Below are 12,190 nucleotides of genomic sequence, written 5' to 3' on the forward strand. Positions count from 1 at the left end.
AAGGCCCAAAATGGGTTTTTATTCCATTTTGATGGTCTGATAACAATATTCTTTTAAAGATTCTCAAAATCGCACGCTGGGAGCTACTGCTGCCCCGACCTTACGGGGTATGTGAGCGGTTGCAAACTGGTTGGCCCTTTGTTTATATGGCTTTCGCGCTATCAACAATTTCGCTCTAAGGGGGCGAAAAAGGTTGACCCTTACACTCGGCCGGGAATATTATGGAAGAACTTACCGGCAGGGCTGTATATGTATACAGTTCTCCTCGCCTTGCACGGATGCGCCACTAACACAGCACTTGAGCTGAAGCTTTAGAGCCCTGTCGGTAAGCTCTTCTCAAGTTTTCCTAATCGAACTGCCATCTTGCCCGTATTCTCTCCCATCTGTGTCTTTGGCCAGACTGTTTGTTTCGTATCCATCTGTTCGGGTTCGCTCCTGACTTGTGTTTATCCGTATTCTGCTATGATGCGCGTTTTGCATAGTTTGGCAGGGAGGAACCGCCGATGCCGTCGTTTGATATTGTTTCCGAAGTGGATAAACACCATTTGACCAATGCGGTCGATCAGGCCAATCGGCTGATCAGCACGCGTTTTGACTTCAAAGGCGTGGCGGCCAAGTTTGAGCGCAATGATTTTGTGGTTACCTTATGGGCAGAAGTGGATTTTCAGTTGGAGCAGATGCTGGATGTACTGAAAAGTGCGCTGTACAAGAACAAGATTGATATTGCCTGTCTGGATGAAGGGGATATGACCGCTTATGGCAAACAGGTGAAGCAGGAAATTAATGTTCGGACAGGGTTGGACAGTGATCTGTGCCGCAAAATCGTCAAACTGATTAAAACAGAAAAGTTAAAAGTCCAGGCCCAGATGCAGGGAGATCAGGTGCGGGTGACGGGTAAAAAACGGGATGATTTACAGCAAGTCATGGCGCTTTTGCGGGAAGCAAAACTGGAAATGCCTTTGCAATATACGAATTTCAGGGATTAATCCGCGAAAGCGGGGAATCCAAGGCCTAGGAAGGATTCTGGCCTTGGATACCATGACTTATAGCCTGCCAACTTGCCTGGCAGCACGCATTTTGCGGCTGCGGGATTTGTCAGTCAGCCCTGTCTCCTTGCGACCCTGTCGATGTGATTTGCGGACTATGCAAACTGATTAAGAAAGGCCCGGGCATGATGTCGCGGGTTATTCTGTTCGCCATTTGAACAGTTTTGCTGACATCGTCAAAAAGATCAGGGTCATGGCGCATAAAATCAGCAGGTGGGGCGTGACGTCGCCCAGGGTCGCACCTTCGACCATAACCTCCCGCGCAGCCTTAACCATGTGGGTGAGAGGTAACACCTGAGCGGCCTGACTCATCCAGTGTGGAGCACCATCCAGGGAGAACCACACTTCCGATAGCAGCAACATGGGAAAGGTTAAAAAGTTCAGCAATCCGTTGGCGACTTCTTCGTTGGCCAGACGACTGGCCACAATCAGGCCCAGTGACAACAGGCAGAGATTGCCAGCCAGTGATATCAACAACAAGGTCCAATAACTGCCCAACATCAGGAAGTCGATAAAGAAATCACTGACGACATAGAGGATGATACTGACGGCAAGCATAATGATCAGTCTGGACAGCATCTGTGCGGCAAGAAACTTAAAGGGGGATACCGGAGCTGCCTGCAAGCGTTTCAGGACTCCGTTTTTACGATAGCGAACGATCACGTAGCCCACGCCAAAGAGGGCGCTGAACATCAGGTTCATGCCCAATACCCCGGGGATCACCCAATCCACATAGCGCACTTTGCGGCCGCTGACCTCTTCTCCTGACCAGCTGTTGTCCTCGGTCGTCAGAATATCACGCAGAACTTTGGCATTCTGGGATTCCGGGTTATAGAGGTAGCGCTGACTTTGATCGGTATAGATGAGCAGATCAATCTGATGATGACGAACCTTCTGCTGGCCTTCTTGCAAATCTGCAAAGGTGACGGTCTGTATGTAGTCACTGTTGAGGATGATGGGAGGTGCCTCGGAATCGGGATAGAGACCCACTTTAAACAGTGGGGCTTCCTTTCCGGAAAAGGCCATGGCTACCACCGCAATGATCAATGGTGGCATGACAAAGGACCAGATCAGCGAGCCTCTGTCGCGGTAATATTCTTTGGTGCGTGCCCAGAACAGGGCTGACAATTGATTCAAGGTGCTTCTCTCTTACATATGGTCGGGCTAGGGACGAGGAGTGCGGTGATCCGCAGACCATGCAACGGTGTGGGTTTATTCCCGCAAACTGTGTCCGGTCAGCTTGAGAAACAGATCGTCCAGTGTCGGGTTGCGAACTTGCAGGGAATGCAATTGGGCGCCGGCCTGGATGAGCTGTTGCAGGGTTTCCTCCACCGAGGTGCTCTCGATAGTGATCTGTGTGGAGTCCCGGGTGTCATTTTCCGGCATAAATTCTTGTGGAAGATCCTGACGGTCCAGACAGACAAATACATGATCAAAGTGATTGTGCAGCAGCCTGGCTGGAGAGCCTTCAGCGATGATCTGGCCGTGGTCAACAATCACCAGATGATCACAGAGCTGTTCGGCCTCGTCCATGTAGTGGGTGGTTAATACCACGGTCTTTCCCTGCGCCTTGATCTTTTTGATCAGGTGCCAGAAATTGCGGCGTGACTGTGGGTCCAGGCCAGTGGTCGGTTCATCGAGAAAAATAATGTCGGGATCGTTGACCAGTGCAAGCGCCAGCAGCAGTCGCTGTTTCTGACCACCGGAGAGTTTGGATGCCTGCTGATGGATAAACTCACTCAGATGACATTGTTCAATCAAGGTGTCCAGCGGCAGAGTGTGCTCGTAAAAGCTGGAAAATAACACAAGCACTTCTTTAACCGTCAGATAATCCATTAACGCGGTCGACTGAAATTGAATACCGGCTTCCTGTTTGAAAGCGGGGTTGTTGCTAATGCCTTTATAGAGGATCTCACCGCTGGTGGCGGGGGTGATGCCTTCCATCATTTCGATGGTTGTCGTTTTACCGGCGCCGTTGGGACCGAGCAGCCCAAAGCAGATGCCCTGAGGGATTGAGAAAGACAGGCCGTTGACGGCCTTGACGGTCTTGTAGTGCTTGGTGATGTCCCGGACTTCGATGATGGGCTGCATGGCCTTCTCCCTGATGTACGCCACCCAGTATATCAGTGCTTACCCCGGGAGGCGTTTCTGATTTATAAAAAGAGATCCCGTGGGCAAGGGGATAATTGTGAAATGCCGAACAAAAGGCTGGTCGGTCCATTTTCTTTCTGGGTTTGCTTCCCATGTTCTGCTAGTGTGGAGGTGATAGGATCATTTTACGTTCAGTAGAGTTGGTCTTTTATTCAATGATCCTGCTAAGTTTTTAGAGTATGTCAGCCGTCAAACCTACCTGGTCCGAATCTTTTCTGGTTTACCTCAAACCTCGTGTCATCACCATGATGTTCCTGGGCTTTGCGGCCGGGCTACCCCTCTTGCTGGTTTTCTCCACACTCTCCGCCTGGCTGCGGGATATGGGGGTGAGTCTCAGTGCGATTGGCTTTTTTGGCTGGATCGGTATCACCTATTCCATCAAGGTGTTATGGGCACCAGTGGTTGATCATGTGCGTCTTCCTGTCTTGGGCGCGCTCCTGGGACAGCGGCGGAGCTGGATATTGCTGGGGCAGCTGGGGATCATTGTCGGAGTGCTCGGACTTTCGGTGGCCGACCCGAAAGCGCACTTGGGGCTGGTGGCTGCTCTGGCTTTATTGGTGGCATTTTCTTCAGCGACACAGGACGTGGCCATCGACGCTTACCGGATTGAAGCGGTGATACAGGAATATCAGGGAGCCATGTCTTCGACTTATATTCTGGGCTATCGCCTCGCCATGTTGGTGGCGGGAGCAGGGTCTTTATATATCGCCCAGTTTGTATCCTGGCCGGCAGCTTATGTCGTGATGGCCGCTCTGATGGGGATAGGTGTCATCACGGTATTGATCATTGAGGAGCCCGAACGTGAGGATCTTAATGCACGAGATCTCACGGGCTCGAGCACCGAAGAGCTGGAAGAAGCCCTGCATCATCAACTGCACGTCGACTCTCTGTCGGGGAAATTTGCCGACGGATTGCGCTGGTTCGTGGATGCCGTTGTGGCACCGTTTGTGGATTTTTTCAAGCGCAATGGGCGTTTTGCGCTGGTGATTTTGCTGTTTATCGGGTTGTTCCGGCTCAGTGATATTGTGATGGGCATTATGGCAAACCCCTTCTATCTGGACCTGGGATTCAGCAAGGCGGATATCGCATCCATTGGTAAAGTCTTTGGCTTTTTTATGACCATTGTCGGCTCTTTTCTCGGCGGTGTACTGGTTGTGCGATACGGAGTTTTCAAGCCCCTGGTGGCAGGGGCCACTATGGTCGCGCTAACCAACTTGCTGTTTGCACAGTTGTCACTGATTGGCCCCGACCTTACGTGGCTGGCACTGGTGATCAGTGCAGATAACCTCAGTGGCGGCTTTTCCAATGCGGTGTTTGTGGCCTATTTGTCAGGGTTGACCAACCGTTCCTACACCGCAACTCAATATGCCTTGTTCAGTTCCATCATGACCCTGCCGGGCAAATTCATCAGTGGCTTCTCAGGCATCATTGTCAGTTACAGCAGCTATACGTTCTTTTTTACCTATGCGGCCATTATGGGGGTTCCTGCTATCTTGCTGGCGATATATCTTTTGCGGCAATCCCAACGGCCAGGTTAAGCCATTTTTGTCGTCAGTTTTCTGCCGCGCAGTTTTTCAAATGCGGCTCCTTCCGCTAGACTGTACGGCAATTTGTGTTTTTATAACTGATACTTTAAGACTGAAATTATTTATGCAGAATTTCTTGATGAAACCGCTGGCGGCAGGTCTGTTGGCCGGGTTGGCGGTTAGTTATACCGGTTTATCTCTGGCTGAACAGCAAGCGGACGCTTCAAAACCCCCAGTGACAGAACTGGTCTTGACGAACGGAGATCGAATCAAAGGGACCTTGGTCAGCGTGAATCCCTCATCTCTGGTGTGGAAATCCGACAGCTTCGGGCAGCTGACCATCGACAAAAAGAAAGTCGCCAATTTCAACACTGTGAAGAAAGTCAAAGTGCAAGGTGTTGAAGACCCCTGTGTCATTCAGGGCATGGAGGGGTATTACCTGAACTACATCTGTGGAACGGATGAAAACGATCAGGAGCTTCATTCTATTGCTCTGGTTGCTCTTGATTCCATTGTGCCGATTGTTGCAAATGCCGACAAACCACGTTCAACCGGTAAGATTGCCCTGTCGGGAACCTTTCAGCGGGGTAATACGGTAGAAGATGACCTCGAAATCGATGGTTCCACCTCCTACCGCAATGGCGATTGGCGTCACACCGGCACGCTGGACTATGACAGTGACTCCACCGATGATGTGCCTGCAGATATTGATTACGATCTGACCTATCGCCTGGATCGCTTTGTCACCGAACGCTGGTATTGGTACAACGAGCTGGGCTACGGTCAGGAAGAGTCCAAAGACGTCGACGAGCGTTACATTTATGGCATGGGTGCCGGTATCCAGTTATGGGAAGATCCGAATTCGGCTCTGGCGCTTGAAAACGGTATTGAATACAAGAAAGAACTTCTCGATCCATCGGACGAAGATTTGCTGAATCCGGATTGGGTTTCCAGAACCGAGGTGGTTTACTATCGTTTCTCCACGGATTTCCGTTACAAGCTGCCGTTCTCTGCGGAGTTTTTTCACACCAACGAGGTCCTTTACTCGCTGCAGGACAGTGAAAACTGGGAGCTCAGTGCCGACTTCGGTTTGAGCGTTCCTCTGGGGGTTGGTTTGTTCTCTGAGTACAAGTTTGAATACGACTACGATAACCAGCCGTCCTCTCCGGAAGCTGATAAGGAAGATACCAAGTGGACCATTGGTATTGGTTATAATTGGTAGTTGTCCTCAGTTTAGCGTTGTTTGACGCATTTCTTTGCTTTACCGGGGGAGTGGGGCGATTAGATTCGCCCGCCTCACCGGTAAAGATCCGTTAAAGCCTCTTGTAATTCGATCCTCTGGCTCCAAATTAACCAGTAACGCCCGTCTTTCAATGAGCGAATGAGGAACTCATGCCATTTTTGTTGTTATTTATCATCGTCCCGGTAATCGAAATGTGGGTGCTCATTGAGGTGGGCTCGCAAATAGGGGCGATGGCGACCATTGGCCTGGTGCTTCTGACCGCCATGCTGGGGCTGGCTTTGCTGCGCAAGCAGGGCGCCAGCGCCCTGCTTCGAGCCAACCAGCGGATGGAGGCTGGTCAGCTGCCGGCTGAGGAGATGGTTGAGGGCATCTTTCTCGCGGTAGGCGGGGCATTGTTGCTGACACCGGGGTTTGTGACCGATGCACTGGGCTTTGCCTGTCTGATTCCCGGTTTGCGCCAGTGGTTAATTGGCAAGGCCTTCAGGAAGGTGATTTTTCGTGCCAGCAGCGGAGCTGCCGGTTTTTCGGGCTTTTCCGGGTATCAGTCCGGTCATGGCCCGGGGCGTGATTCCCAGTCCGGGGATATTATTGAAGGCGAATTCAGACGCCAGGATCCCTCCGGTCGGTCACGAGATCGATTGCCCTGAAGCCTGCAAAGGCGCCAATGAGCAAGTTTTTTCCCTGATTTGAATTTTTTTTCTTTGGGGGTGTTGAAATCCTTTTATCCAGCCCCATTTCCCTATCACTTAGTTTTTATCGCCCCAGGCTATCAGCCTGGGGTTGGTGCTCCAGTTTGACAGCTGGTTTGTGAAACTGGGGTTTATTTGAAACGAATGAGCTAAACAGCTCGAATTGGTCCAGAAATAGACGTTTTGGAGAAGAAATAGATGAATATTCGTCCTCTACACGACCGTGTTGTGGTTCGCCGCAAGGAAGAAGAAGCAACTTCTGCTGGTGGTATTGTGCTGCCTGGTTCAGCACAGGAAAAGCCAAATCAAGGCGTTGTTGTTGCCGTAGGTAATGGCCGCGTTTTGGAGAATGGTGAAGTTCGCCCGGTAGACGTAAAAGTGGGTGACACTGTTGTATTCGGCAAGTATGCCGGCAGTGACACCATCAGCGTCGATGGCGAAGATCTGGTTATCCTGAGCGAAAGCGACATCAAGGCAGTGATCGAAGGGTAATTCGGCGAGCCGGATTCAATGGTCATGAGCAGAGGGTTCATTGATGAATGACACTCATCTGCCACTTGATAGATTCAAACATAAGATAGAAACGGAGCTAACGAATAATGGCTGCTAAAATTGTAAAATTCGGTGACGAAGCTCGCCAAGGCATGCTGGCTGGTGTAAACATTCTGGCTGATGCAGTAAAAACAACTCTGGGTCCTAAAGGCCGTAACGTTGTTTTGGACAAGTCTTTTGGTTCTCCTACTGTGACCAAAGATGGTGTGTCTGTAGCAAAAGAAATCGAGCTGAAAGACAAGTTCGAGAACATGGGCGCACAAATGGTTAAAGAAGTGGCTTCCAAGGCATCTGACGATGCTGGTGACGGTACCACCACTGCAACTGTTCTGGCTCAGGCTATCGTTAACGAAGGTCTGAAAAGCGTTGCTGCTGGCATGAACCCAATGGACCTGAAGCGCGGTATCGATAAAGCCACTGCTGCAGCTGTTGAGTACATTCGCTCTGTAGCTCAACCTTGTTCCGACACCAAGGCGATTGCTCAGGTAGGTACGATTTCTGCCAACTCCGATGCTTCTATCGGCGACATCATCGCTGAAGCCATGGAAAAAGTGGGTAAAGAAGGCGTTATCACTGTTGAAGAAGGTCAGGCTCTGCAAAACGAGCTGGACGTGGTTGAAGGTATGCAGTTCGACCGCGGTTACCTGTCTCCTTACTTCATCACCAATCAGGAAAACATGAGTGTTGAGCAAGATGCTCCTTTCATCCTGTTGGTTGACAAGAAAATCTCCAACATCCGTGAGTTGCTGCCAACTCTGGAAGCGGTAGCGAAAGCTGGTAAGCCTCTGGTGATTATCGCTGAAGATATCGAAGGCGAAGCTCTGGCGACTCTGGTTGTAAACAACATGCGTGGCATCGTGAAGGTTGCTGCCTGTAAAGCTCCTGGTTTTGGTGATCGTCGCAAAGCCATGCTGCAGGATATCGCTATCCTGACTGGCGCTACTGTGATTTCTGAAGAAGTGGGTCTGGATCTGGAATCTACCACTCTGGAGCACCTGGGTACTGCCAAGCGTGTGACCATGAGCAAAGAAAACACTGTGATTGTTGATGGTGCCGGCGCTGCAGCTGACATCGAAGCTCGCGTAGGTCAGATCCGTGCTCAAATCGAAGAATCATCTTCCGATTACGACCGTGAAAAACTGCAAGAGCGTGTGGCCAAACTGGCTGGCGGTGTTGCGGTCATCAAAGTCGGTGCTGTAACTGAAGTTGAAATGAAAGAGAAAAAAGCTCGCGTAGAAGATGCCCTGCATGCGACTCGCGCTGCGGTTGAAGAAGGTGTTGTACCTGGTGGTGGTACTGCGTTGATCCGTGCGGTTGCAGCGATTGCCGACCTGACTGGTGATAACGAAGACCAGAACGCGGGTATTGCGATTGCTCGTCGTGCCATGGAAGCGCCTCTGCGTCAGATCGTAACCAACGCTGGTGACGAAGCTTCTGTTGTAGCAGACAAGATCAAGCAAGGCGAAGGTAACTTCGGTTACAACGCTGGTACCGGTGTTTACGGCGATATGCTGGAAATGGGCATCCTGGATCCTGCCAAAGTAACTCGTACTGCTCTGCAGGCTGCGGGTTCTATCGCTGGTCTGATGATTACCACTGAAGCCATGGTTGCCGATGCACCTTCTGAAGATGGTGCTGGTATGCCTGATATGGGTGGCATGGGTGGTATGGGCGGAATGCCTGGCATGATGTAAATGCATGCCCAGTAGCGGTCTTTTCACCCAATCTCTGCGTTGGGTGAGAGCTGCTGGTGCTCATGTACTTTATTTACATTGCGCTCCAGGTCTCTCACCCGCCTTGATCTTGGGAAAAAATCCTCGCTACTGACCACGCATTAAGTGCCTTTCAGGTACAAAAAAAACGGCCCGCTATTTTGTAGCGGGCCGTTTTTGTTAGAGCGGGGGAAGTGTGGTTTATTGATCTTTCTTCATCTGCTCGCGCTTTTCTTTGCGTTCAAGCATTTTTTCATACATCTCTACAGGCATGCCGTTTTTGGCGACTTCTTTGGTTTCAACCAGTGAGTCGTCCTGGGTTACGATTTCAACGGTGTAACCTGTCTTGGTTTGGGTGATTTTCCCGACTTTCAAATTGGGGTTGCCTTTCATGATCAGGCGGGCCTCGTTAAGAGTACGGATCTGATCGGCGGTGTATTCGCGATCCATCATCTCTTTCATTCCCTTGTGGCCGCCCATCATGCCGCTGTGATCTCTCATCATGCCTTGGCCTCTGTCACAACCGTCTTTTTGTCCCCGGTCGCCGGCAAGGGCAATGCCGGAAGTCATGGATGCTGCAAGCAGTGAAGCGATAATCAGTGATTTTTTCATTGGAAGACTCCTTTGCCGTCTCGTTAAGGTGAGTCTATTCAACCATGCAGGTGTCGAAAAACTATCTCCGGAACGTGCTAATGTGTACCAAATTGTATCAGTGCCCATGCCGTTACAGGCGCCAGATACACTTTGTTACAGGTGCTCGAAGACGGGCCTTGTATACTGTTGAGCACAGATAAACCGTAGGCAGGTAGAAAAGGTCGGTGTATGTCACAAACACACATTCTGGTGGTGGATGATCATCAGGAGATCAGGGAGCTTCTCAGCACCTATTTGACGCAGCATGATTTCAAGGTGACTGCGGCAGAAAACGGCGCACAAATGCGAGATCTGCTGGAGGCCGGTGGAATTGATCTGATTGTGCTGGATTTGATGATGCCGGGTGAAGATGGCCTGAGTCTCTGTCGTCACGTTCAGGAAATCGGTGGTCCGCCTGTCATTATGCTGACCGCCATGAGTGAAGATGCTGATTGTGTGGTCGGTCTGGAGATCGGGGCTGATGATTACGTCACCAAGCCGTTTGTACCACGAGTGTTGTTAGCGCGCATTAAAGCGGTACTGCGTCGTCAGACTACAGCTGCTGACAGTGAAAAAGAGACGGTGCGAAGCGGAGGGGCGGGGCAGTACTGGACCTTTCAGCAATGGACCCTGGATTCCAACCAGCGACAACTGACTCACCGGGATGGCTTGTTGGTGCCTTTAAGCACGGCGGAGTTCAAACTGTTGGAGGTGTTTATCCATAATCCCCAGCAGGTGCTCAGTCGGGATCAATTACTGACCCTTACCAAGGGGCGAGAAGCGGATCCTTTTGACCGCAGTATTGATAATCAGGTCAGTCGCCTGCGCAAAAAAGTGGAAGATGATCCACACAACCCGGTATTGATTAAGACGGTATGGGGTGGTGGCTATATGTTTTCAGCTGCGGTGACAGTCTCATGACTGGTGTAACCTTTAACGGTGTGTGGCAAAAGCTCTGGCCGCGCAAGCTGCTGACGCAGATGGTCATTTTAGTGGTGCTGGCTCTGATACTGGCTCAGGGAATCAGCCTGTGGATTCTGTCTTCGGCTTATCGTTCGGCCATGCTGGATAACTCGGAGCGCCATATCATCCGTCAGTTTGCCTCGGCGGTGGTGCTTATGGAGCAAACTTCACCGCAATTGCACCAAAACATTCTTCGTGCCTGGCGTCGCCCGGGTCAATACTTCTTTATTAGCGATCAGTTGCCGGAAGAATTGAGCACACCAGTAGTGACGATGCCCGAAAAGCGGATGTCACAAGCACTGGTGCGATGGCTGGGTGATGACTATCAGGGGCGGGTGCGGGTATTTCTCGAGCTGGATGAGCGCAAAACAAAAGAGCGCCGTGACGAGATGGAATCCAGAGTTGCTGAGGAAAGGAGACCTGACGCCAAGAACTGGCATCGGCCGCGATTACCGGTTCGGCAATTGATGATAGCGGTTCACCTGGAGGATCAGCGCTGGTTTGTAGGGCGTATGGCTGCCCCGGACTTTTCACCGCTGGCGGCGCGCCACACACTGACATTTGTGGTTGTGGCGAGTGTTTTGGTGTTGTTGGTGGTGTTCTGGCAATTGCGCAAGATCACTCGTCCATTATCAAAGCTGGCCCGCGCGGCGAATGATTTGGGGCGGGGTAAAGATGTTGCTCCACTGGCGGAAGAGGGGCCATATGATGTTCGGGAAACCCTGGTTGCCTTTAATCGCATGAATGACCGGATTCAGCGTTATGTATCGGATCGTACCCGTATGCTGGCCGCCTTGTCCCATGATTTGCGAACGCCCATGACCAGTATGCGGTTGCGTTTGGAATTAATGGCACCCGGTGAGGAGCGAGATAAATTGTTGGCCAGTCTCGATGAGATGCAGCAAATGTCTGAAGCCTCACTGGATTTTGTACGTCAATCCGGTGATGTGGAGACCACGCAATCTGTGGACCTAAGTGCTTTGCTGGACAGCCTGTGCGAGGATTTAAGTGACTTGGGGATGCCGGTGAGCTGTGCCGAGTCGGATCAGATTGTGCTTGATGTAAGATCTGTCAGCCTTAAACGCGCTTTGCGTAACGTGATAGAAAACGCCGTTAAATATGGCGGACGTGCGGATGTCCGATTAGTCCGTCGTGAACGCAATATTGTGATTGAAGTCTCCGACACAGGCCCTGGTATTCCTGAAGACAGACAGGCTTCGGTCTTTGAGCCTTTCGTGAGGGTCGAAGAATCCCGCAGCAGGAATACCGGCGGCATGGGGCTGGGTTTGTCCATCGCTCGACAGATCATTGCGAGTCATGGCGGTAATATCCATTTGCATAACCGCATCGAGCAGGGCGATCACAAGGGACTGACGGTCGAAATTATTTTGCCACAGGGCTAATGCACAGGTGAGATTCTCCGACTATGCTGGATTTGTGCTGTTGCCCGCTGATTAATTCTGCCTACTGCCTTCTTATTTGTGCTCTGAAGCTTTAAAATAAGGGCAGTTTTACTCGGGTATTTGACGCTAATCCCTTGTTTTTTATGGGGGTTTTAAGAGCTTTGACTCGGCAGCGATGCACTGAAAAGCATCGGGCGCCAGTGACTTTGTTCTCCCCGGGTAAATAGAAATCAATGAGACTGATAAAGCGAGTCAATAGTCAGATCATTGCT

11 protein-coding genes are annotated in these 12,190 nt (G+C 51.0%); 8 read left to right on the forward strand and 3 right to left on the reverse strand.

Annotated features, from left to right (window positions below):
- The first annotated feature begins 503 nt into the window (after positions 1–503).
- Positions 504–986: a YajQ family cyclic di-GMP-binding protein gene (locus KOI40_RS14550; protein WP_216098254.1), complete on the forward strand. Its 483-nt coding sequence runs from the start codon at positions 504–506 to the stop codon at positions 984–986.
- 198 nt (positions 987–1,184) lie between these two features.
- Here the strand turns inward: KOI40_RS14550 and KOI40_RS14555 are convergent, their stop codons facing one another.
- Entirely contained in the window at positions 1,185–2,183 is a 999-nt protein-coding gene (locus KOI40_RS14555) for an ABC transporter permease (protein ID WP_216098255.1), read from the reverse strand.
- A gap of 75 nt (positions 2,184–2,258) precedes the next feature.
- Complete coding sequence (locus KOI40_RS14560) at positions 2,259–3,137, reverse strand: ABC transporter ATP-binding protein (RefSeq protein WP_216098256.1); 879 nt, start codon at positions 3,135–3,137, stop codon at positions 2,259–2,261.
- Between the two features lie 239 nt (positions 3,138–3,376).
- On the opposite strand from KOI40_RS14560, the gene KOI40_RS14565 reads away from it, so the two are divergent.
- The 5 genes from KOI40_RS14565 (at position 3,377) to groL (ending at position 8,901) form a co-directional block, all read left to right on the forward strand.
- Positions 3,377–4,735: an AmpG family muropeptide MFS transporter gene (locus KOI40_RS14565; RefSeq protein ID WP_216098257.1), complete on the forward strand. Its 1,359-nt coding sequence runs from the start codon at positions 3,377–3,379 to the stop codon at positions 4,733–4,735.
- 112 nt (positions 4,736–4,847) lie between these two features.
- The gene (locus tag KOI40_RS14570) at positions 4,848–5,945 is read left to right on the forward strand and encodes a DUF481 domain-containing protein (RefSeq protein ID WP_216098258.1); all 1,098 of its coding nucleotides are present in this window, start codon (positions 4,848–4,850) and stop codon (positions 5,943–5,945) included.
- A 170-nt stretch (positions 5,946–6,115) separates the two neighbouring features.
- On the forward strand, positions 6,116–6,613 hold the full coding sequence (locus KOI40_RS14575; RefSeq protein ID WP_216098259.1) for an FxsA family protein: 498 nt from the start codon (positions 6,116–6,118) through the stop codon (positions 6,611–6,613).
- 240 nt (positions 6,614–6,853) lie between these two features.
- The gene (locus KOI40_RS14580) at positions 6,854–7,147 is read left to right on the forward strand and encodes a co-chaperone GroES (RefSeq protein ID WP_216098260.1); all 294 of its coding nucleotides are present in this window, start codon (positions 6,854–6,856) and stop codon (positions 7,145–7,147) included.
- Positions 7,148–7,254: 107 nt separating this feature from the next.
- Positions 7,255–8,901 (forward strand): chaperonin GroEL, encoded by a 1,647-nt coding sequence (gene groL / locus KOI40_RS14585; protein WP_216098261.1) that lies wholly within the window; start codon positions 7,255–7,257, stop codon positions 8,899–8,901.
- Positions 8,902–9,120: 219 nt separating this feature from the next.
- On the opposite strand, the gene KOI40_RS14590 is transcribed toward groL, so the two are convergent.
- Positions 9,121–9,531, reverse strand: coding sequence for a hypothetical protein (locus KOI40_RS14590; protein ID WP_216098262.1), 411 nt, complete (start codon positions 9,529–9,531; stop codon positions 9,121–9,123).
- 210 nt (positions 9,532–9,741) lie between these two features.
- Here KOI40_RS14590 and KOI40_RS14595 point away from each other — a divergent pair, with 210 nt between their 5' ends.
- A complete protein-coding gene (locus KOI40_RS14595; RefSeq protein WP_216098263.1) occupies positions 9,742–10,473 on the forward strand; it encodes a response regulator in 732 nt (243 codons plus the stop codon).
- On the forward strand, positions 10,470–11,918 hold the full coding sequence (locus KOI40_RS14600) for an ATP-binding protein (RefSeq protein WP_216098264.1): 1,449 nt from the start codon (positions 10,470–10,472) through the stop codon (positions 11,916–11,918). Before KOI40_RS14595 ends, KOI40_RS14600 begins: the two co-directional genes overlap by 4 nt.
- Positions 11,919–12,190: the final 272 nt, after the last annotated feature.

This window comes from Pseudomaricurvus albidus (assembly GCF_018863235.1).
Lineage (GTDB): Bacteria > Pseudomonadota > Gammaproteobacteria > Pseudomonadales > Cellvibrionaceae > Pseudomaricurvus > Pseudomaricurvus albidus.